Source organism: Streptomyces sp. EDA2-14 (assembly GCF_054963755.1).
In genome coordinates, this window is sequence record NZ_JBUEGE010000004.1 from 162,844 (window position 1) to 185,302 (window position 22,459).

27 protein-coding genes and 1 riboswitch are annotated in these 22,459 nt (G+C 70.6%); of the genes, 13 read left to right on the forward strand and 14 right to left on the reverse strand.

The annotated features are described in order from the left end of the window. The first annotated feature begins 103 nt into the window (after nt 1–103). Nucleotides 104–1,273, forward strand: a complete 1,170-nt coding sequence (locus ACY34M_RS13640; RefSeq protein WP_462717871.1) for an 8-amino-7-oxononanoate synthase — start codon at nt 104–106, stop codon at nt 1,271–1,273. Here ACY34M_RS13640 and ACY34M_RS13645 read toward each other — a convergent pair. After that, entirely contained in the window at nt 1,257–1,499 is a 243-nt protein-coding gene (locus tag ACY34M_RS13645; protein ID WP_462717872.1) for a DUF397 domain-containing protein, read from the reverse strand. The two genes, ACY34M_RS13640 and ACY34M_RS13645, sit on opposite strands and share 17 nt — an antisense overlap. Before the next feature lie 50 nt (nt 1,500–1,549). Further along, nucleotides 1,550–2,401 carry a helix-turn-helix domain-containing protein gene (locus ACY34M_RS13650; protein WP_462717873.1) on the reverse strand — a complete coding sequence of 284 codons (852 nt, stop codon included), beginning with the start codon at nt 2,399–2,401 and terminating at the stop codon, nt 1,550–1,552. Nucleotides 2,402–2,686: 285 nt separating this feature from the next. On the opposite strand from ACY34M_RS13650, the gene ACY34M_RS13655 reads away from it, so the two are divergent. Further along, nucleotides 2,687–3,145 (forward strand): ATP-binding protein, encoded by a 459-nt coding sequence (locus ACY34M_RS13655; RefSeq protein WP_462717874.1) that lies wholly within the window; start codon nt 2,687–2,689, stop codon nt 3,143–3,145. A 7-nt stretch (nt 3,146–3,152) separates the two neighbouring features. On the opposite strand, the gene ACY34M_RS13660 is transcribed toward ACY34M_RS13655, so the two are convergent. The 4 genes from ACY34M_RS13660 to ACY34M_RS13675 all read right to left on the reverse strand — a co-directional run bounded on the left by ACY34M_RS13660 (nt 3,153) and on the right by ACY34M_RS13675 (nt 5,672). Then, nucleotides 3,153–3,626: a DUF6328 family protein gene (locus ACY34M_RS13660; protein ID WP_462717875.1), complete on the reverse strand. Its 474-nt coding sequence runs from the start codon at nt 3,624–3,626 to the stop codon at nt 3,153–3,155. A 48-nt stretch (nt 3,627–3,674) separates the two neighbouring features. Further along, entirely contained in the window at nt 3,675–4,148 is a 474-nt protein-coding gene (locus ACY34M_RS13665) for a C40 family peptidase (protein ID WP_462717876.1), read from the reverse strand. Between the two features lie 3 nt (nt 4,149–4,151). After that, nucleotides 4,152–4,283, reverse strand: a riboswitch (cyclic di-AMP (ydaO/yuaA leader). A gap of 437 nt (nt 4,284–4,720) precedes the next feature. After that, nucleotides 4,721–5,029, reverse strand: a complete 309-nt coding sequence (locus ACY34M_RS13670; RefSeq protein ID WP_462717877.1) for a hypothetical protein — start codon at nt 5,027–5,029, stop codon at nt 4,721–4,723. Nucleotides 5,030–5,036: 7 nt separating this feature from the next. Further along, complete coding sequence (locus ACY34M_RS13675; protein WP_462717878.1) at nt 5,037–5,672, reverse strand: ATP-dependent Clp protease proteolytic subunit; 636 nt, start codon at nt 5,670–5,672, stop codon at nt 5,037–5,039. A gap of 86 nt (nt 5,673–5,758) precedes the next feature. On the opposite strand from ACY34M_RS13675, the gene ACY34M_RS13680 reads away from it, so the two are divergent. The 8 genes from ACY34M_RS13680 (at nt 5,759) to ACY34M_RS13715 (ending at nt 12,637) form a co-directional block, all read left to right on the forward strand. Next, complete coding sequence (locus ACY34M_RS13680) at nt 5,759–6,049, forward strand: type II toxin-antitoxin system Phd/YefM family antitoxin (RefSeq protein WP_462717879.1); 291 nt, start codon at nt 5,759–5,761, stop codon at nt 6,047–6,049. A gap of 213 nt (nt 6,050–6,262) precedes the next feature. Continuing rightward, a complete protein-coding gene (locus tag ACY34M_RS13685) occupies nt 6,263–6,565 on the forward strand; it encodes an urease subunit gamma (protein WP_326020178.1) in 303 nt (100 codons plus the stop codon). 16 nt (nt 6,566–6,581) lie between these two features. Continuing rightward, the gene (locus ACY34M_RS13690; protein WP_462717880.1) at nt 6,582–6,893 is read left to right on the forward strand and encodes an urease subunit beta; all 312 of its coding nucleotides are present in this window, start codon (nt 6,582–6,584) and stop codon (nt 6,891–6,893) included. Further along, nucleotides 6,886–8,607, forward strand: a complete 1,722-nt coding sequence (locus ACY34M_RS13695) for an urease subunit alpha (RefSeq protein ID WP_462717881.1) — start codon at nt 6,886–6,888, stop codon at nt 8,605–8,607. The genes ACY34M_RS13690 and ACY34M_RS13695 overlap by 8 nt, the downstream gene beginning before the upstream one ends. Nucleotides 8,608–8,638: 31 nt before the next feature. Continuing rightward, nucleotides 8,639–9,313, forward strand: coding sequence for an urease accessory protein UreF (locus tag ACY34M_RS13700; protein WP_462717882.1), 675 nt, complete (start codon nt 8,639–8,641; stop codon nt 9,311–9,313). Between the two features lie 123 nt (nt 9,314–9,436). Then, nucleotides 9,437–10,114, forward strand: a complete 678-nt coding sequence (gene ureG, locus ACY34M_RS13705) for an urease accessory protein UreG (RefSeq protein ID WP_356383195.1) — start codon at nt 9,437–9,439, stop codon at nt 10,112–10,114. Further along, nucleotides 10,111–10,875 carry an urease accessory protein UreD gene (locus ACY34M_RS13710; protein WP_462717883.1) on the forward strand — a complete coding sequence of 255 codons (765 nt, stop codon included), beginning with the start codon at nt 10,111–10,113 and terminating at the stop codon, nt 10,873–10,875. Before ureG ends, ACY34M_RS13710 begins: the two co-directional genes overlap by 4 nt. Before the next feature lie 130 nt (nt 10,876–11,005). Further along, the gene (locus ACY34M_RS13715; RefSeq protein ID WP_462718237.1) at nt 11,006–12,637 is read left to right on the forward strand and encodes an alpha/beta hydrolase; all 1,632 of its coding nucleotides are present in this window, start codon (nt 11,006–11,008) and stop codon (nt 12,635–12,637) included. Nucleotides 12,638–12,652: 15 nt separating this feature from the next. Here the strand turns inward: ACY34M_RS13715 and ACY34M_RS13720 are convergent, their stop codons facing one another. Next, nucleotides 12,653–13,687, reverse strand: coding sequence for an NAD-dependent epimerase/dehydratase family protein (locus ACY34M_RS13720; protein ID WP_462717884.1), 1,035 nt, complete (start codon nt 13,685–13,687; stop codon nt 12,653–12,655). Between the two features lie 75 nt (nt 13,688–13,762). Next, nucleotides 13,763–14,479, reverse strand: a complete 717-nt coding sequence (locus ACY34M_RS13725; RefSeq protein WP_462717885.1) for a lysophospholipid acyltransferase family protein — start codon at nt 14,477–14,479, stop codon at nt 13,763–13,765. Nucleotides 14,480–14,698: 219 nt separating this feature from the next. On the opposite strand from ACY34M_RS13725, the gene ACY34M_RS13730 reads away from it, so the two are divergent. Then, complete coding sequence (locus ACY34M_RS13730) at nt 14,699–15,094, forward strand: SSI family serine proteinase inhibitor (protein WP_462717886.1); 396 nt, start codon at nt 14,699–14,701, stop codon at nt 15,092–15,094. Between the two features lie 19 nt (nt 15,095–15,113). Here the strand turns inward: ACY34M_RS13730 and ACY34M_RS13735 are convergent, their stop codons facing one another. From ACY34M_RS13735 to ACY34M_RS13755, 5 genes are all read right to left on the reverse strand, one after another. Beyond that, nucleotides 15,114–15,272, reverse strand: a complete 159-nt coding sequence (locus ACY34M_RS13735) for a hypothetical protein (protein WP_326020160.1) — start codon at nt 15,270–15,272, stop codon at nt 15,114–15,116. 103 nt (nt 15,273–15,375) lie between these two features. Then, nucleotides 15,376–16,329 carry a cytochrome c oxidase assembly protein gene (locus ACY34M_RS13740; protein ID WP_462717887.1) on the reverse strand — a complete coding sequence of 318 codons (954 nt, stop codon included), beginning with the start codon at nt 16,327–16,329 and terminating at the stop codon, nt 15,376–15,378. 112 nt (nt 16,330–16,441) lie between these two features. After that, nucleotides 16,442–17,467, reverse strand: coding sequence for a 6-phosphofructokinase (locus tag ACY34M_RS13745; RefSeq protein WP_462717888.1), 1,026 nt, complete (start codon nt 17,465–17,467; stop codon nt 16,442–16,444). Nucleotides 17,468–17,646: 179 nt separating this feature from the next. Next, nucleotides 17,647–18,378, reverse strand: a complete 732-nt coding sequence (locus ACY34M_RS13750) for a type 1 glutamine amidotransferase (RefSeq protein WP_462717889.1) — start codon at nt 18,376–18,378, stop codon at nt 17,647–17,649. A gap of 36 nt (nt 18,379–18,414) precedes the next feature. Next, nucleotides 18,415–19,653 (reverse strand): MurT ligase domain-containing protein, encoded by a 1,239-nt coding sequence (locus ACY34M_RS13755; RefSeq protein ID WP_462717890.1) that lies wholly within the window; start codon nt 19,651–19,653, stop codon nt 18,415–18,417. A gap of 141 nt (nt 19,654–19,794) precedes the next feature. Between ACY34M_RS13755 and def the strand changes: the two genes are divergently transcribed. Further along, nucleotides 19,795–20,334 carry a peptide deformylase gene (gene def, locus ACY34M_RS13760; protein ID WP_462717891.1) on the forward strand — a complete coding sequence of 180 codons (540 nt, stop codon included), beginning with the start codon at nt 19,795–19,797 and terminating at the stop codon, nt 20,332–20,334. Between the two features lie 68 nt (nt 20,335–20,402). Here the strand turns inward: def and ACY34M_RS13765 are convergent, their stop codons facing one another. Further along, nucleotides 20,403–21,056 (reverse strand): TetR family transcriptional regulator, encoded by a 654-nt coding sequence (locus ACY34M_RS13765; protein WP_462717892.1) that lies wholly within the window; start codon nt 21,054–21,056, stop codon nt 20,403–20,405. A gap of 167 nt (nt 21,057–21,223) precedes the next feature. On the opposite strand from ACY34M_RS13765, the gene ACY34M_RS13770 reads away from it, so the two are divergent. Then, nucleotides 21,224–22,450, forward strand: a complete 1,227-nt coding sequence (locus ACY34M_RS13770) for an acyl-CoA dehydrogenase family protein (RefSeq protein ID WP_462717893.1) — start codon at nt 21,224–21,226, stop codon at nt 22,448–22,450. Nucleotides 22,451–22,459 lie beyond the last annotated feature (9 nt).

Here is a 22,459-nt window from a genome sequence, read left to right on the forward strand (position 1 = left end):
AAGGACGGCGGATGACGTGTGGGTATTGCCACACCCTGCCCCTGTGGCACGGCGGCTAGTGTCTGTGCATTACCTACAAACCGCGGCACTCGACGGGGGAGCCATGACGACGGCCCACACACGCGCGTTCGGCTGGATCGGCGCGGAGCGCGGCGCCCGCGAGGCCGCCGGTCTCGTGCGCACCTTGCGCCCGCGCCCAGCGGAGAGCGAGGTGCTCGACCTCGCGAGCAACGACTATCTCGGGCTCGCCCGCCACCCGGAGGTGGTGGAGGGCGCGGCGGCGGCCGCCCGCCGGTGGGGCGGCGGCGCCACCGGGTCACGCCTGGTCACGGGCAGCACGGAACTGCACGCCGAGCTGGAGCGCGAACTGGCCGAGTTCTGCGGTTTCGAGGCGGCCCTCGTCTTCTCCTCCGGGTACGCGGCGAATCTCGCCGCCGTCACCGCGCTCGCCCCGCACGGCTCGCTGATCGTGTCCGACGCGGGCAACCACGCCTCGCTGATCGACGGTTGCCGGCTCGCCCGCGGCGTCACGCAGGTGGCCCCGCACGCGGACCCGGAAGCCGTTCGCAAGGCGCTCGGCACGCACGAGGGGCCCGCCGTCGTCGTCACCGACTCGGTGTTCTCGGTCGACGGCGACCAGGCGCCCGTCGCCGAACTCGCGCGAGTGGCGCGGGAGGCCGGGGCGGGGCTGATCATCGACGACGCGCACGGTCTCGGCGTGGTCGGCCCCGGTGGGCGCGGCGTCCCGCACGCGGCGGGCCTCGCGGGCGGCCCCGACACCGTCGTCAGCGTCACCCTCTCCAAGTCCCTCGGCAGCCAGGGCGGCGCGGTGCTCGGCCCGGCCCATGTCATCGACCATCTCGTCAACGCGGCCCGCACCTTCATCTTCGACACGGGACTCGCCCCGGCCGCGTGCGGCGCTGCCCTCGCGGCCCTGCGGCTGCTGCGCCGCGCACCCGAGCGTGCTGCGCGGGCACGGGACGTAGCGGATTCTCTGTACCAACTGCTCACGTCTGAAGGGCTGTTGGCCGTACGGCCCGATGCCGCGGTCGTCTCCGTGCGTGCCCCCTCGCCCGACGCGGCGGTGCGCTGGGCGGCGGACTGCCGCGATGAGGGGCTCTCGGTGGGGTGCTTCCGGCCGCCGTCCGTGCCCGACGGCATCGCACGACTGCGGCTGACCGCCCGAGCCGACCTGACGGCGACCGAGGTCGCCGAGGCCGTCCGGGTGATCAGCCGCAATGCTCCCGAGGGAGCGGTTACCGCAGGGAGTTGACGAACCTCCGCCACGTCGTGGACGTGAACAGAAGTGCGGGTCCCGTCGTGCGCTTGGAGTCACGGACGGCCAGCAGGCCGGCCGTGGCGCTCGTGCTCAACGGGGCCGCCTCCACACAGTTGTTGGCGCCCGTGCTGCGGCTGCTGCGCCGCCATCGGACGCCGGTGAGCGACGTACTGCACGCGACGGTAGGAACGGACGGAACATACCGAGGCAGTGCGGTCATGGTGCCTCCTCTCGCGCTGCCGGCGCACGACGAGGTGTCGGCGACCTCGCTTACCCGGCAATCTCTGCGATGAATTCCAAGGAATCCTCGGGTGACCTGGCATGGAGCAGAAGAGCGTCGAAGGCGTCTGTATACGCCTTGAGGTCTTCTTTCCGTTCGAGGTAGAGGCTACTCGTCAAATGGTCGAGAACAACCACATCCAGATCAGAAGTGTTCGGAAAAGAGAACACAACGAAAGGTCCGGTCAGGCCGATATGGCCCCCTGACGAGAACGGCAGCACATGAATCCGGACATGCGGCATGGCCGCCGCCTCCGCCAGGTGCACCAACTGCCTACGGAGTACGCCGCTTCCGCCCACCTCCCGGCGCAGTACCGCCTCGTCGAGCACCGCGGTGAGCCGCAGCGGCGGCTCGGCGCGCAACACGTCCTGCCGCGCGAGCCGCACCTCCACCAGCGCGTTGATGTGCCGGTCCGGCGCCCCGTTCAGCACCGAGCGCGTCACCGCGTACGCGTACTCGGGTGTCTGCAGCAGACCCGGCACGACGCTGGTCTCCAGGGTCCTGATGCGGCACGCCTGTGACTCCAGGCTGATGAAATCCCGGTACGCGGGCGGCAGCAGCCCCCGGTACGCGTGCCACCAATGGTGCCCGCCGGCCTCGTTGCCACCGGCCAACGCAACGACCAATTCGCGCAGTTGGGGATCGCGCGCCTCGAACGCGTCGAGCAGGCGCAGTACGTCCGACGGCTTCACGCCACTGCGCCCTGTCTCGATCCTGCTCACCTTCGACTGATGCCATCCGACCAGCCTCGCCGCCTCCCCGCTCGTGAGGCCGGCCTGGACGCGCAGCGTCCGCAGTTCGGCACCGAGCTTGCGACGACGTACCGCGGGACCGTACTTCATGGAGGACTCCTCCGGCTCCTCGCGCCACCCGGCCGGGCTCCCTCCCGGCCCACTCGGGGGCGCGTTTCTGAGCAGACGGTAGAGGAAGGAGCGGGCGCCGACCCAAATACGGTCTACCGTCGCAGAGTTCACCGCATCGAGCGACAGATATATGCATATCTTGGGGGATCGCCACCACACTGGTAGGTCCAAGTGGCAATCTGGCGCGAAGCAGTTGCCGGGGCCCGCGCGCCAGCGATCCGCGAGGCCGGACGAGCCACCTCGGCGGGAAAGGGACACGTCGTCATGGCAGATCACCAGGAAGCATCCGTCACGCTGCCGAGCGATCCCGCCTCGGTCTCCACGGCCCGCAGGTACGTCGGTACCGTACTGGCGGAATGGGGCATGCCGGTCGGGTCGGAGGTGGCGGAGACCATCCGCCTGATCGTCTCCGAACTGGCGACCAACGCGGTGCAGCACACCCTCGGCCAGTCACCCACGTTCACCGTCGGCATCGAGCTGGAGCGTGACGAGCAGTTGCGCATCGGCGTCACCGACAGTCACCCCCGCTACCCCAAGCGGCTGCCCGCGGCGGTCCAGCAGGACAACGGCAGAGGCATGGTCATCATCCGCTGTCTCACGGCGGAGTGCGGCGGCAGCCTGTCCGTGCGCCCGACGCCCGAGGGCGGAAAGACGGTGTGGATCGCGCTGCCCTGGATGGTGCTGGCCAGCGGGGACAACGGGCAGGCGAAGGCCGTCCGGTGACGGCGGCTCAGCCGTCCCGCTTGAGCAGCGCGCGCCGCATCAGCCACGGCAGCAGCCCCCACAGTCCCGTACAGAAGCAGAATGTCCCCGCGCCCGCCGCGACCCCGCCCGCCCTGCCGACCGTCACATCGACCACGAGCAGTACGGACCCGCTCAGCGCGAGCACGAGTGCCGCCATCCCGTAGGCGGCGAGCCGCGAGGACACCCGTACAATCTGCCGCTTCGCACCCAGCTGGAACAGCATCCGGTGCACCGCGGCCGGCGCCGTGAGCAGCGCGGCCGCGATGACCGTGAGCAGCAGTGTCGCGACGTACGTGGCCCTTTGGACCTCGTCGAGCGACGGGAAACGCGTAGTGAACGCGAGCGTCAGCAAGAAGGCGAACAGGAACTGCACTCCGGTCTGCGTGACCCGGAGCTCCTGGAGGAGCTCGCCGAAGTTCCGATCGGCGCGCTCCAGAGGCGTCTCGTTGCGCTCGTGCATCTCTTACGAGTATCCGCGAAAGCAGCCCTCAAGCGCGAGCGCTGCCGCTCACCGCACCCGGCCGTACGAGACGCTGTTCGTCCAGATCCGCTCGAGCCGGACCACGGAGCCGGTTTTCGGAGAGTGCCAGATCCGGCCCTTTCCCGCGTAGATCCCGACGTGGTAGATGCTCCTGCCGGAACGGAAGAACACCAGGTCACCACGGGTGCGATGGGATTTCGCGATGTGCCGGGTCTTGTTGTACTGCTGAGCCGCGGTGCGGGGCAGTTTCTTGCCGGCCCGCTTGAACGAGTAGAGCGTGAGGCCGGAGCAGTCGAACCGGTGCGGCCCGGTAGCGCCCCACTGGTATGGCGCACCTTTCTTGGACGCCGCGATGTGCAGTGCCCTGACGGACGCCGAGGCTGCTGATGCCTCGGTGGCGGCGCCGGGGACCATGAGCCCCGCGCCGGCGACGGCGATGGAGAGGGCGGAAGCGGCACTCGCCCGGGTCAGCAGCGACGGAACACGATTCAGCGCAGTCATGCGCAACCCTTCGTCAGCCGCCTGTGAAGGATGACCTGTCGGGTTCGGGCCGGCGAAGTTGCCCGGCCGCGTGGTGCGGCTTCACCCCAAGGACCGTCCGTCGCGGCCTCTGAAGAGGTGCGGCGGGGGCCCGTCGTGCTCGGGTCCTCCACTCCTGCCGATGCACTCCTGTCGACCTGGCATCCGCACGGCGGCAGGACTCGGCGTCCGTGCGGACCGCCCCGCCGCGGTGGCGGGGGCTTGTCGTCGCAAGGGATCTTCACGCAAGGCCGACGTGAAAACCGAGCTGAACCGGCGGTAAGTGAGGCTCGTCACCCTTGACCCATTCAGGTGGACGGTGCGGCATTCGCCCGCACTCGGCGAGACACGACGAGCCCCGCACCAGGGGCGGAACATCGAATTCCGATGTACGCCCACAGCGTGTGCGCAACTCTGCCGGGCTCGTCGACGTACGGGGGGCTAGGCCGTACGGGGTACCCCATCTGGGTCGTTTGGATCGCCCGCGGGACGGTTCGGATCGCGGCGGAACGATTCAGGTCGCCTTTTGCTTGCCCGGTGAATGTTTTCCGACTTCAACTGACGGGTTCTGGCGGCAGGGTGACCCGCTGGGTGCGCCGCTCCCCGTCGAGGACGCGCAGCGCCCGCGCCAGCGTGTGTGCGTGCACCCGGCTCTCGCCCCTCTGGTGCATCAGGGTCAGCGCGTCCCGGAGCTCCGTCGCCCGGCTCACCAGCGCCTGCGCCGCGCGCAGCCCGCTGTACGTGTCGTCGCCCCTGGCCGGGTTGATCCGCGCGATGAGGTCGACCACCTCCAGGTAGCGGTCCACGAGCTCGCACTCGGCGCGGGTGAGCGCGGGCAGCGGTGGAAGTTCGGGTGGATACATCGGCCGGTCACCTCGTACCGGGGGAGTGCAGTGTCGCCGTCCGGTTCTCCACGACGTGGTCGACCAGTCCGTACTGGAGGGCCTGCTCGGCCGTCAGTACGGTGTCCCGCTCGATGTCCGCGCTGACCTCTTCCTTGCTGTGCGCCGAGTGCCGGGCGAGCAGCTCCTCCAACTGGTCCCGCATGCGCGTCAGTTCGCTCGCGTAGATCTCCAGGTCGCTCGGCTGCCCCTGGGTCGGCTCGGGCAGCGCGGGCTGGTCGATCACCACGCGCGCGCCGGGCAGCGTCATCCGCTTGCCCGGCGTCCCCGCCGCGAGCAGCACCGCCGCCACGGACGAGCACTGCCCCAGGCAGGTCGTCGACACGTCGCAACTGACGAACTGCATCGTGTCGTAGAGCGCGGTCATCGCGCTGAACGAGCCGCCCGGCGAGTTGATGTACAGGGAGATGTCCTGGTCGGGCGCCAGGTACTCGAGGTGCATGAACTGCGCCATCACATCGTTCGCCGAGATGTCGTCGATCGGCGTCCCGAGGAAGACGATGCGCTCTTCCAGGAGCTTCGAATACGGGTCGAGGGTGCGGCTCCCCGAGCTGGTGCGCTCAGTGAACTCGGGCAGGACGTAGCGGCCGGACGGACGGGTCATGGTGCCTCCTCAAGACGCTCGCAACGACGCTCAGGACGCTGCCTCCTGTAAAAATGTACAGGACGTACATGACGTACGATGGGAGCATGGCCTACGAGATTCCGGTGACGCAAGCCAGGGCTGAGCTCGCCGATCTGATCAACCGCGTCGTGTACGGCGGCGACCGTGTGGTCGTCACCCGGCACGGGAAGCCGCTCGTCGCCCTGGTCTCCGCCGCCGACCTGGAGCGACTCGAGGCGATGGGGGAGTCCGCGGGCGACCCCGTGGATGAAGCTGTGATCACGTCTGTGTCACGGATCGGGTCGCTTCCGTCCGCTCCCGGCGAACAGCAAAGGTTCGGTATTGCCGCCGAGCATCGTGGCCCCGAGATCAGGTAGCGCGGTCGGCGTTCAGCAATAAGAGGGTCAAGCGACGGTTAACGTCGTTGAAACTCCCCCCAATTAGCCTTACGTCCCAGGTCATCGACGGCTTTTCATGCCAGGGGTCGGCACAGTTGTGCGGATTCCTTGTGTGTTACATCTAGAGCCGTCGCGGTGGCCGCGGCAGCCGGACCCGCACGGCCCGGCGTGAAGGACTGTGAGGTGGGATTCGTGCAACTGACCCCGCACGAGCAGGAGAGACTGCTCATCCATGTGGCATCCGACGTCGCCGAGAAGCGTCGGGCCCGGGGTCTCAAACTCAATCACCCCGAGGCGGTCGCACTGATCACCTCGCACATTCTCGAAGGCGCCCGGGACGGGCGCACCGTCGCCGAACTCATGGCATCCGGCCGCAAGTTGCTCACGCGCGACGACGTCATGGACGGCATCCCCGAGATGATCCACGACGTGCAGGTCGAGGCGACGTTCCCGGACGGCACCAAGCTCGTCACCGTCCACGAGCCGATCGTCTGACGGGGGCGCGGAAGTCATGATTCCCGGAGAAATACTGTTCGCCGACGAGCCGGTCGCCTACAACGAGGGCCGCGACGTCCTGCGTATGACGGTGCTCAACGCCGCCGACCGGCCCATCCAGGTGGGCTCCCACTATCACTTCTTCGAGGCCAATCCCGGCCTCGACTTCGACCGCGCCGCCGCCCGCGGCAAGCGGCTGAACATCGCCGCGGGCACCGCCGTTCGCTTCGAGCCCGGCATCCCCGTAGACGTCGAACTCGTAGACCTCGCAGGCAATCGCATCGTCACCGGCCTGCGCGGCGAGACCGGAGGTGCCCTCGATGCCTGAGTTGTCCCGTGCCGCCTACGCCGATCTGTTCGGTCCCACCACCGGCGACCGTATACGGCTCGCCGACACCGATCTGCTCGTCGAGATCGAGGAGGACCGCTCCGGCGGCCCCGGACTCTCCGGCGACGAGGCCGTGTTCGGCGGCGGCAAGGTCATCCGTGAGTCCATGGGCCAGTCGCGCGCCACCCGCGCCGACGGCACCCCGGACACGGTCATCACCGGTGTCGTCATCATCGACCACTGGGGCATCGTCAAGGCCGACATCGGCATCCGCGACGGCCGCATCACGGCCATCGGCAAGGCCGGCAACCCGGACACCATGTACGGCGTCCACCCCGACCTCGTCCTCGGTCCGGACACCGAGATCATCGCGGGCAACGGCAAGATCGTCACCGCGGGCGGCATCGACACCCACATCCACTTCATCTCGCCGACCCAGTTCGACGAGGCCCTCGCCTCGGGCGTCACCACGCTCGTGGGCGGCGGCACCGGCCCCGCCGAGGGTTCCAAGGCCACCACCATCACCCCCGGCTCCTGGCACCTCGCCCGGATGTTCGCGGCGATGGAGAACAGCCCGGTCAACATCGGCTTCCTCGGCAAGGGCAACACCATGTCGAAGGACTCGATGCGCGCCCAGCTGCGCGGCGGGGCCATCGGCTTCAAGATCCACGAGGACTGGGGCGCGACCCCGGCCGTGATCGACGCCTGCCTCGACGTCTGCGAGGAGTCCGGCGTCCAGCTCGCCATCCACTCCGACACGTTGAACGAGGCCGGCTTCGTCCAGGACACCTTCGACGCGGTCGCCGGGCGCACCCTGCACGCCTTCCACGTCGAGGGCGCGGGCGGCGGACACGCACCCGACATGATCACCGCGGTGTCGCTGCCCAACATGCTGCCGAGCTCCACCAACCCGACCCGGCCGCACACCGTCAACACCGTCGAGGAACACCTCGACATGCTGATGGTCTGCCACCACCTCAACCCGGCGGTGCCCGAGGACCTGGCCTTCGCCGAGTCCCGCATCCGGCCCACCACCATCGCGGCCGAGGACATCCTGCACGACCTCGGCGCCATCTCGATCATGTCCTCGGACTCGCAGGCCATGGGCCGCGTCGGCGAGGTCATCATGCGGACCTGGCAGACCGCGCACGTGATGAAGCGCCGCCGCGGGTTCCTGCCCGGCGACACCCGCGCCGACAACGCGCGCGCCCGCCGCTACGTCGCCAAGTACACGATCAACGCGGCCGTTTCGCAGGGCATCGAGCACGAGGTCGGCTCCGTCGAGCCCGGCAAGCTCGCCGACCTGGTGCTCTGGGACCCGAAGTTCTTCGGCGTGAAGCCCCAGCTCGTCGTCAAGGGCGGGCAGATCGCGTACGCGCAGATGGGCGACGGCAACGCGTCCATCCCCACGCCGCAGCCGGTCCTGCCGCGCCCGATGTACGGGGCGTACGGCAAGGCGCCGCAGTCCAACTCGGTCAACTTCACCAGCGAGTGGGCCATCGAGGACGGGCTGCCGGAGCGGCTCGGGCTCGGGCGGTCCTTCGTGCCGATCCACTCGACGCGTGGCCGCGGCAAGTCCGACATGGTCAACAACGACGCGCTGCCGCGCGTCGAGGTCGCCGCCGACTCGTTCGCCGTGACCATCGACGGCGAGCTCGTCGAACCCGCCCCTGCCGCCGAACTGCCGCTCGCGCAGCGGTACTTCCTGTTCTGATGCGGGTTCGAGTGAACCGGGCGCGTACGTCATGACGCGCGCCGCACTGCTCGTCCTGGCCGACGGCCGCTTCCCCGCCGGTGGGCACGCCCACTCCGGCGGGGCGGAGGCCGCCGTCAAGGCGGGGCGCATCACCGACGCGGCGAGCCTGGAGGACTTCTGCCGGGGTCGCCTGCACACCAGCGGCGCCGTGACCGCCGCCCTCGCCGCGGCGGCCGCCCTCGGCATCGACCCCGTCACCCTCGACACGGCCGCCGACGCCCGTACGCCCTCGGCCGCGCTGCGGGTCACCGCGCGCAAGCTCGGTCGGCAGATGATGCGGGCCGCCCGCGCCACCTGGCCGCATCCCGAACTCGACGCCCTGGCGCGGCAGTTCCCCAAGGGCGCGCACCAGCCGGTCGTGCTCGGGCTCGCCGCACGGGCGGCCGGCCTCGGACCCGAGGACGCCGCGTACTGCTCCGCGTACGAAGGGGTGGGCGGGGCGGCGACCGCGGTGGTGCGGTTGCTGAGCCTCGACCCGTTCGACGCCACCGGGGCGCTGGCGCGGCTCGCGCCCGAGGTCGACCGGGTGGTCGCGGACGCCGTGGAGGCGGCGCGGCGGGCCGTCGAGCTCGGTGTCGACGCGCTGCCGGCCGGGTCCGCGCCGCTGCTGGAGATCGGCGCAGAGGCGCATGCGGCCTGGCCTGTGCGGCTGTTCGCGTCCTAGCGGGGTCCGCCGCACCCCGGGGGCTTCGCCCCCGGACCCCCTTTCGGCCTGAACGGCCTCGTGCCTCTCGTACAAAGGCGGGCTGGAAGGCCCGCACAGAACAGATTGGAGCCGTGGATCACCATGCACCTCGGACACACCCACGACGAAGCCTCCGCCGTCTCCGCCGACGCCCACCGGCCCGACGGGACCCGGCGGGCGCTGCGGATCGGGCTCGGCGGGCCCGTCGGCTCGGGCAAGACCGCCACCGTCGCCGCGCTGTGCCGCGCGCTGCGCGAGGAACTGTCGCTCGCCGTCGTCACCAACGACATCTACACGCGCGAGGACGCCGCGTTCCTGCTGCGCGAGGCCGTGCTGCCGCCCGAGCGGATCGCCGCCGTCGAGACCGGCGCCTGCCCGCACACCGCGATCCGTGACGACATCTCCGCGAACCTGGAGGCCGTCGAGGACCTGGAGGACGAGGTCGGCCCGCTCGACCTGATCCTCGTCGAGTCCGGCGGCGACAACCTCACCGCCACCTTCTCCAAGGGGCTCATCGACGCGCAGATCTTCGTCATCGACGTCGCCGGCGGCGACGACATCCCGCGCAAGGGCGGCCCCGGCGTCACCACCGCCGACCTGCTCGTCATCAACAAGACCGACCTCGCCCCGTACGTCGGCTCCGACCTCGCGCGGATGGAGGCCGACGCCAAGGAGGCGCGCGCCGAACTCCCCGTCGTGCTGCAGTCCCTGCGCTCCGAGGTCGGCGTCGGGGACGTCGCGGCCTGGGTGCGGGCGCAGCTCGCCGCGTGGACCGCGTGAGCGCCGGAGTCCGGTCCACCGCCCGGATCGCCGCCCGCGGCAACGGGCGGGGCGGCACCGTGCTGCCCGTCCTGGAGGGCGAGGGCTCGTTCGCGCTGCGCCGTACGCGCGGCGCGAGCGCCGACGAGGCCCGCGTCATGCTCGTCGGCGCCATGAGCGGCCCGCTCGGCGGCGACCGCTTCACCGTGGAGGCACGTGCCGAGGAAGGCGCCCATCTGCACGTGGGCTCGATCGCCGCGACCATCGCCCTGCCGGGGCAGGCCAAGGGCGAGGCCCACTACGACGTACGGCTCGACGTGGCCGACGGGGCGCGCCTCGACTGGCTGCCCGAGCAGCTGATCTCGGCCGGCGGGAGCGATCTGCGGGTGACCACGCGCGCCGATCTCGCGCCGGGTGCCCGGCTCGTGCTCCGCGAGGAGCAGGTGCTCGGGCGGGTCGCGGAGGAGCCGGGGCGGCTCACCAGCCGGCTCACCGTGTACCGCGCAGGTCGGCCGCTGCTCGACCAGGAGCTGGCCTGCGGTCCGGGCGCGCCGGGCGGCTGGGACGGCCCGGCCGTGCTGGCCGGTCACCGGGCCCTCGGGCAACTGGTTGTCGTCCGTCCGGAGTTCGATACGGACAAGCCCTCCGCCGCGGTCCTCGACGACGCGGGAACGGCCGCGCTCACGCCCCTCGCGGGCCCTGCCGTGCTGGTCACGGCGGTCGCGCCGGACGCGCTGCGGCTGCGCAGAACGCTCGACGAGGCGCTCGGCCGACTGGGCTGACCGCTCACCGGGTCGGCCCACACCGTTTATCGGTTTGGTCAAGAACTCGGACTTGTCTGTTGCAAGGGGCCCCGCACGCGGCAGGATCCGCGTACCGATCAGCAACACGATCGACGTACGGATCGAATCGATGTGCGGGAGGCCCCACTTGAGACGGACCAGACAGACAGCGCGCGGCAGCCGGAAGGCGGTGATCGGTTCCGCGGGCGCGTTCGCCGCCGCGGCGCTGATAGCGGGTGCGGTCACCGCCCCCGCGGCCCAGGCCGACGCCCCGAAGTCCGGCAGCAGCGCCGACCGCGAGGCGCGCGGCGCCGTCCTCGCCGCCGCCAAGGCCGCGAAGGCCGGCGTCGACTGGAAGGACTGTCCCGCGGACTGGGGCCTCGCCAAGCCCATCCAGTGCGGCTGGGTCAGCGTGCCGCTCGACTACACGAAGCCGAACGGCAAGCAGATCAAGCTCGCCGTCGACCGCATCGGCAGCACCGGCACGAAGGACGAGCGCCAGGGCTCCCTCGTCTACAACCCCGGCGGCCCCGGCGGCTCCGGCATGCGCTTCCCGACGCGCGTGACCACCAAGAACCCGATCTACGCGAAGATGGCGAAGGCCTACGACTTCGTCGGCTTCGACCCGCGCGGCGTCGGCCACTCCGCGCCGATCTCCTGCGTCGACCCGCAGGAGTTCGTCAAGGCGCCCAAGGCCGACCCGGTGCCCGACTCCGAGGCCGACAAGCTCGCCCAGCGCAAGCTCGCCAAGGAGTACGCGGACGGCTGCTACGACAAGAGCGCCGAGATGCTGCCGCAGATGACGACGCCGAACACCGCGCGCGACCTCGACGTCATCCGGGCCGCCCTCGGCGAGAAGAAGCTCAACTACCTCGGCGTCTCCTACGGCACCTACCTGGGCGCCGTCTACGGCACGCTCTTCCCGGGCCACGTCCGCCGCATGATCGTCGACAGCGTCGTCAACCCGGCCAAGAGCAACATCTGGTACCAGGCCAACCTGAACCAGGACATCGCCTTCGAGGGCCGCTGGAAGGACTGGCAGGACTGGGTCGCCAAGAACGACGCGACCTACCACCTCGGCGACACCCGCGCCAAGGTCCAGCAGCAGTGGGAGACGCTGCGCGCCGCCGCGAAGAAGAACCCCATCGGCGGGGTCCTCGGCCCGGCCGAGCTGATCGCCTTCTTCCAGAGCGCGCCGTACTACGACTCCGCGTGGGTGCCCACCGCCCAGGTGTGGAGCAAGTACGTCGCCGGTGACACGCAGGCCCTGGTCGACGCCGCCGCCCCGGACATGTCCGACACCGCGGGCAACGCAGCCTCGGAGAACAGCAACGCCGTCTACACGGCCGTCGAGTGCGCCGACGCCAAGTGGCCCACCAGCTGGTCCAAGTGGGACAAGGACAACACCGCGCTCCACAAGCAGTACCCGTTCATGACGTGGGCCAACGCGTGGATGAACCTGCCGTGCGCCACCTGGAAGACCAAGCAGCAGACGCCGCTGGACGTGAAGACCGGCAAGGGCCTGCCGCAGGTCTTGATCGTGCAGTCCGAGCGCGACGCCGCCACCCCGTACGAGGGCGCCGTCGAGCTGCACAAGCGCTTCAAGGGCTCCCGCCTCATCACCGAGAAGGACGCGGGCTCGCACGGCGTCACCGGTCTGACCAACCCCTGCGTCAACGACCGGGTCGACACCTACCTGCTCACCGGCAAGACCGACGGCAAGGACGTGACGTGCGCCCCGCACGCCACGCCCAAGCCGTAACCGGCTAGTCGCGCGCTACGCGGCCCGGGACGCCAGCCAGGCGTCCTCGGCCGTGTAGTCGAAGATCCCGGTCGTGTACGACGCGACCATCTTCGGGAAGCCGGCCTCCCAGTCCCGCTCCCGCAGCCGCGCGGTCAGCCACTCGACCGTCTCCGGCAGCGCGTCGGCGTACGTCGTCACCGGCTTGTAGCCCAGCTCCCGCTCGGCGGCGGACATGTCGAGGATCAGGGGCCGCGGCACCGACCACGGGCTGTCCCCGACGTTCGGCGCGGGGGGAGGACCGTCCACGAGCACCGTCTCCGTCTCGACGCCCATCAGCTCGTCGATCATCGCGCCGATCCCGGCGACCGAGGGATGGTCGGGGTCCGCCGCGTTCAGGACCCGGGATCCGGGCCGCGCCGCCGAGAGCCGTACCAGCTCCGCCAGGTTCCGTACGCTCGCCGGATGGAAGCGGCTCTCGCCGTTGTACGCGAGAACGCGCGTACGGCGACCGTCCAGGTTCCGCTTGACGAAGTAGAGCTCCCGGGGGGTGCGGCAGTACGGGCCGTGCACGGCGGACGGTCGCAGCACGGTCGTCGGCAGCCGTTCGCCGAGAGCCAGCAGATCCTGCTCGATCCGCACCTTGCGCGCTCGCAGGCCGTCGCCCGCCGCCGCCGTCGGCTGGGTCTCCGGGATCGGCACGGGATAGTACGGCCAGCCGTCCGGCTCCTCCTGCGTGTGGAAGCCGCGCCCCTGCTCGTCCTCGTACACCGCCGCGCTGGAGGCCACGACCGCCGAACCGATCCGGTCGGCGAGCCCCGCGAGCTGCCGCGCGTGGTCCGGCGTGAAGGCGACGAGGTCCACGACGAGGTCGGCCCCGTCCCCGACGAGCGCCGCGACGGCGTCCCCGTCCTCCCGGTCGAGCCGCACCGCCCGCACCCCGTCGGGCCACCCCGCGTCCCGGCCGCCGCCGCGCGAGGCCGCCGTCACCTCCCAGCCGTCCTCCGCGAGCGCCCGCACCGTCGGCCGCCCGATCTGCCCCGCCGCACCGATCACCAAAGCTCTCTTCATGACCGGACCGTACGTCGCTGCGGGCCGCCCGGTCCCCGGAATCTGCTCTGCGCAGAGCGCGGAACCCCCCGGAGATCAACTCAGCGGCAGCCGCGGGAACCTCCGGGCCTTCTCCTCCTCGGCCTCCGCCTTCACCAGGGCCGCGTACTTGTCGACGTACTCCTGCCCGGACAGCTTCAGGATCGCGTACATGATCTCGTCGGTGACCGCCCGCAGGACCGCCTTCTCGCCGTCCATCCCGATGTACCGCGAGAAGTCCAGCGGCTCCCCGAAGCGGATGGTCACCCGGCGCAGGTTCGGAATCTTCTGGCCCGGAGGCTGCGCCTCGAAGGTGCCGATCATCGCGCACGGCACCACCGGCACCTGCGCCTTGAGCGCCATCGCCGCGACGCCGACCTTGCCCTTGTAGAGGCGCCCGTCGTGCGAGCGCGTGCCCTCCGGGTAGATACCGAGCAACTCGCCGCGGCGCAGCACCCCGAGGCCCTCGCGGATCGCCGCCTGCCCGGCCTCCTTGCCCGAGCGGTCGACCGGAATCTGGCCCGCGCTGCGGAAGAACGCGGCGGTGAGGCGGCCCTTGATGCCTGGTCCGGTGAAGTACTCGGCCTTCGCCAGGAACGTGATCCGCCGCTTGATGATCGCGGGCATCAGGAAGTGGTCGGAGAACGACAGATGATTGCCGGCGACGATCGCCGCGCCGGCCTCCGGTATGTGCTCCAGGCCCTCGATCCTGGGCCGGAACATGAGCCGCAGCAGCGGCCCGAGGATCACGTATTTGAGCAGCCGGTAGAACATCCCGATCGCCTTCCCCCACGAACCACATGGACCGCTGCAGCGCGGTACCGCAGTGACCTTTCACCGCCCCGTGCGTGCGCACAGTAACCAATCGTCAGCGCCGACGCGAGAGCCCGATCGGGCCCAGTCGGCGGCCCGCACGGCGCGTCCGCTTGGCGGGGGAGGCCCCGGCAGGTGCGCTGTTCCCACCTCGACGTCCCAGCCCCGGAGGTTTCCCGCATGCGCCCCGTCCACCTGGCCGCCGCCGCGCTCCTGTCCCTCGCCGCGGCCGCCCCGGCCCACGCCGCGACCGCCGAGCCCGGGCCGGAGCCCGAGAGCGGCCTCTTCCTGACCGTCTCCGGCGCCGAGCACACCTGGATGCGCGGCGTCCGTCTCGACTGCGCACCCGAGCCCTCGGGCCGCCACCCGTACGCCGCCGAGGCCTGCGCCGCCCTCGACGCGGCGGACGGCGACCTGGACGCGCTCCCCGCCGACCGGCGGATGTGCACCAAGGAGTACAGCCCGGTCACGGTCGAGGCGGTCGGCACGCATCGCGACCGGCCGATCGGCTGGCACAAGACCTTCGGGAGCGCCTGCGAGATGTCGGCGGCGACCGGCTACGTCTTCCGCTTCTGACCCCCGGCGGCCGGGGCCGTCAGCTGCTGCGGGACGCCACCATGGCGACGGTGAGCAGGCCGAGCACCACCCAGCCGAACCACAACCACCCGTTGCTGCCGAGCGCCACCGTGTAGGCGGTCACGGCCACCAGGCCGCCCACGGTGAACGCACCCATCGTCTTCGTGGAACCGGGCATCACACACCCTCCTCCCAGCAGCCGGACCATGTCCGAGCCGCGACCAGGAGGCCATACTCACCCGTAACGGGGCAGTGGCGCTACTGCCACGCGCGGTGTGGCGCTACTGGCCGCGCGCGTTGAGGGAGGCCAGGTAGGCGTTGTACGCCTCCAGCTCCTTGTCGCCGTCCCGGTCCGCGGCCCGGTCCTTGCGGCGCGCCTGCCGGTCCTCGGACTTCTTCCACTGGAAGAGCAGGGCGAGCAGCACCAGGACCGAAGGCACCTCGCTGAAGGCCCAGGCGATGCCGCCCGCCGCCGTCTGGTCGGCGAGCGGATCGATGCCCAGCGAGGCCGGTGGATTCTCGAACGTGCCGACCATCGTCGTCGACGCCATCATCAGCGCGATCCCGAAGAACGCGTGGAACGGCATGCCCGCGAACAGCTCCAGCATCCGCATCACATAGCCGGGCCGGTGCGGACCCGGGTCCACGCCCATGATCGGCCAGAAGAACACCAGGCCGACGGCGAGGAAGTGCACCATCATCGCGATGTGCCCGATCTTGGACCCCATGAGGAAGTCGAAGAGCGGAGTGAAGTAGAGCGCGTACAGGGACGCGATGAACAGCGGGATCGTGAACGCCGCGTGCGTGATGATCCGCATGTAGCGGCTGTGCAGCAGCGCCAGGAGCAGCTCGCGCGGCCCCTTGCTGCCGCGCTTCGCGGAGACCGGCAGCGCCCGCAGCGCCAGCGTGATCGGGGCGCCCATCAGCAGCAGGATCGGCGACAGCATGCTGATGACCATGTGCTGCACCATGTGCACGCTGAACATGACCATGCCGTAGTCGTTGAGCTTGGTGCACATCACCAGGCCGATGGTGAGCACGCCCACGACGTACGAGATCGTCCGGGCCACCGGCCAGGCGTCACCGCGCCGGGTCAGGCGCAGCACGCCCCATCCGTAGAGGGCGAGCGCCAGCAGGCACCCGACGAGGAAGAAGGGGTCGGCCGACCATTCCAGCCCACGCCCCAGCGTGAACGGCGGCAGATCCATGTTCATGCCGTGCCCGCTGTGATCCATCCGCCGGCTCCTGTTGCTCGTTTCGTACGGATTGTGCGCAACCAGAGTAGAACTGCCCCCGGCCGCTGTATCGGCCGGGGGCAGTTCTACGAGGTTGAGCCGGGGAAGCGGATCAGAGCACGCACTCGGCTTCGGCGTACCGCTCGTCCGGCACCGTCTTCAGCGTCTCCACGGCCTCGGCGAGCGACACCATCACGATGTCGGTGCCGCGCAGCGCGGTCATCCGGCCGAACTCGCCGCGGTGCACGGCCTCCACGGCGTGCCAGCCGAAGCGGGTGGCGAGCACGCGGTCGTACGCGGTGGGGGTGCCGCCGCGCTGGACGTGACCGAGGATCACCGGGCGGGCCTCCTTGCCGAGGCGCTGCTCCAGTTCGATGGAGAGCTGCCGTGCGATCCCCGCGAAGCGCTCGTGGCCGTAGACGTCCTTGCCGCCCTCGTCGTACTCCATCGAGCCGACCCGGGGCTTGGCGCCCTCGGCGACGACGACGATGGCGAACTTCTTGCCGGCCTCGAACCGCTCGCCGACCTTCTTGGTCAGCTCGTCGATGTCGAAGGGCCGCTCCGGCACGACGACGGCGTGCGCGCCCGCGGCCATCCCGGAGTGCAGCGCGATCCAGCCGGTGTGCCGGCCCATGACCTCGACGATCAGCACGCGCTGGTGCGATTCGGCGGTGGTCTTGAGGCGGTCGAGCGCCTCGGTGGCGACACCGACGGCCGTGTCGAAGCCGAACGTCACGTCGGTGACCGCGATGTCGTTGTCGATCGTCTTCGGTACGCCGACGATCGGCAGGCCGCTGTCCGAGAGGAGCCGGGCCGCCTTGAGGGTGCCCTCACCGCCGATCGGGATGATCGCGTCCAGGCCGAGGTCCGCGACATGGCCCTTGGCCCGCTCGACGCCGTCACGCAGATGCGCGGGCTGGACGCGGGAGGAGCCGAGGATGGTGCCGCCGCGGGCGAGGATGCCGCCCACCGCGTCGAGGTCCAGCTTGCGGTAGTCGCACTCGAGCAGGCCCTTCCAGCCGTCGTGGAAGCCGATGACCTCGTCGCCGTGGTCGACGACGGCACGGTGCACGACCGAACGGATCACGGCGTTCAGACCGGGGCAGTCTCCGCCGGAGGTGAGGACACCAATACGCATAAGCCCGGAATACCTTTGCAAACGTGGGCCGATGACCGGACTGCGTCGTCCGGCTGGACCCCCGTACCTTATCGGCGTCCGGGGGCCCGTTCGCACGGGGCGTCCGACTGGTGGACTGGCCTGCTCACATGGGCGCGGGGGCGCCCTAAAGGGCCCCTCCGGAGGGGCCCTTGAAGGGGTCAGGCGGGCTGTGCCGTGGCCGCCGCGATCCGCTCGTTGCGGAGCTCCTCGTACCACCGGTCGTCCACCGGCGGCAGCGCGTTCACATCGAGCGCCAGCTTGATCAGCAGGTCGGCGATCTGCGGATTGCGCGCGAGCACGGGACCGTGCATGTACGTGCCGAACACGGTGTCGTTGAAGGCGCCTTCGGTACCGTCCCCCGTGCCGTTGCCCTTGCCGAAGCGGGTCCGGGCGAAGGCGCGGGCGGACGGGCCGAGGTGCGTGACGCCCTGGTGGTTCTCGAAGCCGGTCAGCTGCGGGAGGTTCAACTCCGGGTCGATGTCGGCCAGGACGTCACCGACGCAGCGCTCGCCCTCGCCGCGCGTCGAGACGACGTCGAGCAGGCCGAGCCCGGACTCGCGCTCACCGAGGTCGTTCACGAACTCGTGGCCGAGGATCTGGTAGCCGGCACACACGGAGAAGACGATCGCGCCGTTGCCCACCGCGCGCTGCAGGCCGCCGTCGCGGCGCAGCCGCTCCGCCGCGAGGCGCTGCGGCCGGTCCTCGCCGCCGCCGATCAGGTAGATGTCGCCGGAGGTCGGCACCGCCTGGTCGCTGCGCACGTCGTAGCGCTCGACCTGGAGGCGGCGCTGCTGCGCGCGGCGCTCCACCACCAGGGCGTTGCCCTGGTCGCCGTAGGTGCTCAGGAGGTCGGGGTAGACCCACACGAGACGCAGGCTGTTGTCACTCATGCTCATGATCCTTCGCTGGTCCTCGCAGGAACGGGGTCAGTTGCCCACACGCCGACGGACGTCCTGGAACGCGGTGTAGTTGGCGATCAGCTCGATCCGTCCCGGAGGCGACATCTGCACCGCCTCGTCAATGGTGTCGCAGACCCGGAAGTCCAGGCCCGCGACCTCGAGGCGGACCGCGAGGTCGAGCCGGCGGTCGCCGATCACGCAGATCGGGTGCCCGGCCAGACGCGTGTAATCCACGTCCCACAGCCAGGAGGTGTCCGTGCCGTCGGCGCCCCGCGCGTTCACCGAGAGGATCACCGGGGTCGGCGGCGGGTCGATCAGAGTGAACGTTTCGAGCCAGCCCGCCGGGTTCTTGGCGAGCAGCAGCCGCAGGTCGCGCTCCTGGAACTGCACGACGTCGTAGCGCCCGGCGACGGCCTGCACCTGGTACATGCGCTCCAGGGCGACCTGCGGGGGCACGCCGAAGCAGGCGGCCACGGCGGCGGACGTCGCCGCGTTCGCCTTGTTGGCGCGGCCCGGCAGCTGGAGGTGGATCGGCCAGGCCGAGCCGTGCGGGTCGATGACGTGGTCGCCCTGGAGCGCCCAGCTCGCGAGCGGACGGCGGAATCCGCACTCGCCGCAGAACCAGTCGTCACCGGGGCGCTGCATCACGCCGCCGCACGCCGGGCAGGACCAGGCGTCGTCCTTCCACTCCTGGCCCGCGGCGACCCACACCACGTTCGGCGAGGAGGAGGCGGCCCAGACGATCAGGGGATCGTCGGCGTTCGCGATCACGATCGCCTTGGAACCGGCCAGACCCTCGCGCCACTTCTCGGCGAGCATGCGGGTCTCCGCGGCGCGGTCCAGCTGGTCGCGGGAGAGGTTGAGCAGCGCGATCGCCTTCGGCTCGGTGTCGCGGGCGACACCGGCCAGGTACTTCTCGTCGACCTCGATCACGCCGTACTTGGACTCGCCGCCGCCCGCGAGGGCGGAGGTGATGCCCGCCGGCATGTTCGCCCCCAGCGCGTTCGACACGACGGGGCCGCTGGCGCGCAGGGCCTCCGCGATCAGTCGCGTGGTGGTCGTCTTGCCGTTCGTGGCCGAGACCAGCACCACGTCCAAGTGCTGGGCGACCCGCGCGAGCAGCTCGGGGTCGAGCCGCAGCGCGACCTTGCCGCCGATCACTGATCCGCTGCCGCGGCCCGCCGCCCGCGACACCGCGGCCGCGGCCCGGCCGGCCGTCACGGCCAGCTTGGCGCGCGGAGTCATCGGCTCCGAGTTGCCTGCCATCTTCCTGGGTCCTCCTTGCGTACGGCGCCGCGCCTGCCCCCGGCATCGTTTATGGGCTCAGCCTATCGAGATCCTCCGACAAGCCCGAACCGCGGCACCACCAGCACTTCGTGGTGCGCCCCGGACCGTACCCTTACCCGCATGCGACAAGGCTCGATCCCGGGCGCCTCGGGGCGCGTACGACCCCTGACCCTGCTCGGTGAACCCGTGCTGCACCAACCCTGTGCAGAGGTCACGGACTTCGGCGACTCGCTGGGGCGCCTGATCGAGGACATGTTCGCCACGATGTACGCGGCGCAGGGCGTCGGCCTCGCCGCGAACCAGATCGGCAAGGGACTGCGCGTCTTCGTCTACGACTGTGAGGACGACGACGAAGTGCGCCACATCGGACATGTCGTGAACCCGCGCCTCGTCGAGGCCGACGGCGAGGTGATCCGCGGCCCCGAGGGCTGCCTGTCGCTCCCCGGTCTGGAGGCGGGCACGCCCCGCTTCGACCACGCGCGCGTGGAGGGGTACGACGCCGACGGCGAACCCCTGGTGATCCACGGCACGGGCTGGTTCGCCCGCTGCCTCCAGCACGAGTGCGACCACTTGGAGGGGCGGACGTACACGGAGCGGGTCACCGGGTGGCGGCGCAGGAGGGTCCTGCGCCAGGCCGCGAAGGCGCCGTGGGCCTCCTGAGGCGTTCGTGGGCTTGAGGAGGCGGCGCTCGTGGGCCTCTTGAGGCGTTGAGGCGCGGGTGCCCCGGATCAGAAGCCCGGGCCGCCCACCTTGTCGCCGGCCGCGGCGAGCCGCCCCCACAGCAGGTCCGCGAGTCCGCGCACCAATTCGGCCCGCGAGCACGGACGTTCGCCCAGCCACCAGTCGCCGGCCGCGTGCATCATGCCGACGATCCCGTGCCCCCACACGCGCGCCAGCTGCTGGCTGCCGGGACCGAGATCCACGCGCTCCTCGATCACCTCGGCCAGCTCCTCGCCCATGCGGCGTAGCAGCGGCGCCGAGTGCCGCCCGACGTCGAACCCGGACTCGACGGGGGAGCCCTCCGCCGGATGCATCAGGAAGCGGTAGACCTGAGGACGGGCCTCGATCGCCGCGAGGTAGGTGTCGAGCGTCGCCTCCACGCGCTCGCGCCGCTCCGCGGGCGCGTCCAGGGCGGCCCGCAGCGAGGCGAGCAGCGCGTCCGTGTGGCGCGTGGCCAGCGCCGCGTAGAGGCCGCCCTTGTCGCCGAAGTGCCGGTAGAGGATCGGCTTCGTGATCCCGGCCTCTGCCGCGATGGCGTTCATCGAGGCGCCGGGGCCGTCCCGGAGCACCACGCGGTCCGCGGCCTCCAGCAGCTCGCGCCGCCGACGCTCGGCGGCGGACTGCTGGTCCGCGCGCTGCTCGGTGCGCTGTGTGGTCTCCATGAACTCTTCTCCCCGCCCCTGCGTGCGATTGCCTGACGCACGCGAAAGGTAACACCCGATGGCAATCCGGTATCGAACGCGTACTCGGAGGTTGACAGAGGCTACTCGCCAGTAACAGACTCGGGTTACCTTAAGTAACACAGCAGTGCGTGCGCCCTGGAGGGGTTATGGCCGAGTTCACCATGGATCTCAACGACGAGCAGAAGGAAGTCCGTGACTGGCTTCACGGCTTCGCCGCCGATGTGATCCGCCCCGCGGCCGCCGAGTGGGACGAGCGCGAGGAGACCCCTTGGCCGGTCATCCAGGAAGCGGCCAAGCTCGGAATCTACTCCCTGGACTTCTACGCGCAGCAGTTCTTCGACCCGTCGGGCCTCGGCATCCCGATGGCCATGGAGGAGCTGTTCTGGGGCGACGCGGGCATCGGCCTGTCCATCGTCGGCACGGGCCTCGCCGCGGTCGGCGTCCTCGCCAACGGCACCGAGGAGCAGATAGGCACCTGGATCCCGCAGATGTACGGCGACGTGAACGACGTGAAGGTGGCCGCTTTCTGCTCCTCCGAGCCGGACGCCGGCTCCGACGTCGCCTCCATGCGTACGCGTGCCGTCTACGACGAGGCCAAGGACGAGTGGGTCCTCAACGGCACCAAGACGTGGGCGACGAACGGCGGCATCGCCAATGTCCACGTGGTGGTCGCCTCCGTGGACGCGGAGCTCGGCTCCAAGGGGCACGCCTCCTTCATCGTGCCGCCGAACACCCCCGGCCTGTCCCAGGGCCAGAAGTTCAAGAAGCACGGCATCCGCGCCTCGCACACCGCCGAGGTCGTCCTGGAGAACGTCCGGATTCCCGGTTCCTGCCTGCTCGGCGGCAAGGAGAAGCTCGACGAGCGCCTCGCCCGTGCGCGGGAGAAGGCCAAGAAGGGCGGCGAGCGCGTGAAGAACGCCGCGATGGCCACCTTCGAGGCCTCGCGTCCCGCCGTCGGTGCCATGGCGGTCGGCACGGCCCGCGCCGCCTACGAGGAGGCCCTGGAGTACGCGAAGACCCGCGAGCAGTTCGGGCGCCCGATCATCGACAACCAGGGCGTGGCCTTCCAGCTCGCCGACATGCGCACCTCGATCGACGCCGCGCGTCTCCTGGTGTGGCGTGCCTCCTGGATGGCGTCCACGGGCAAGAAGTTCGAGAACGCCGAGGGCTCCATGTCCAAGCTGTTCGCGAGCGAGACCGCCAAGAAGGTCAGCGCCCAGGCCGTCCAGATCCTCGGCGGCAACGGCTTCACGCGTGAGTACCCGGTGGAGCGCATGCACCGCGACGCCGCGATCTACACGATCTTCGAGGGCACGAGCGAGATCCAGCGCCTGGTCATCGCCCGCACCCTCTCCGGCATGCCGATCCGCTAGTTCCCCGCG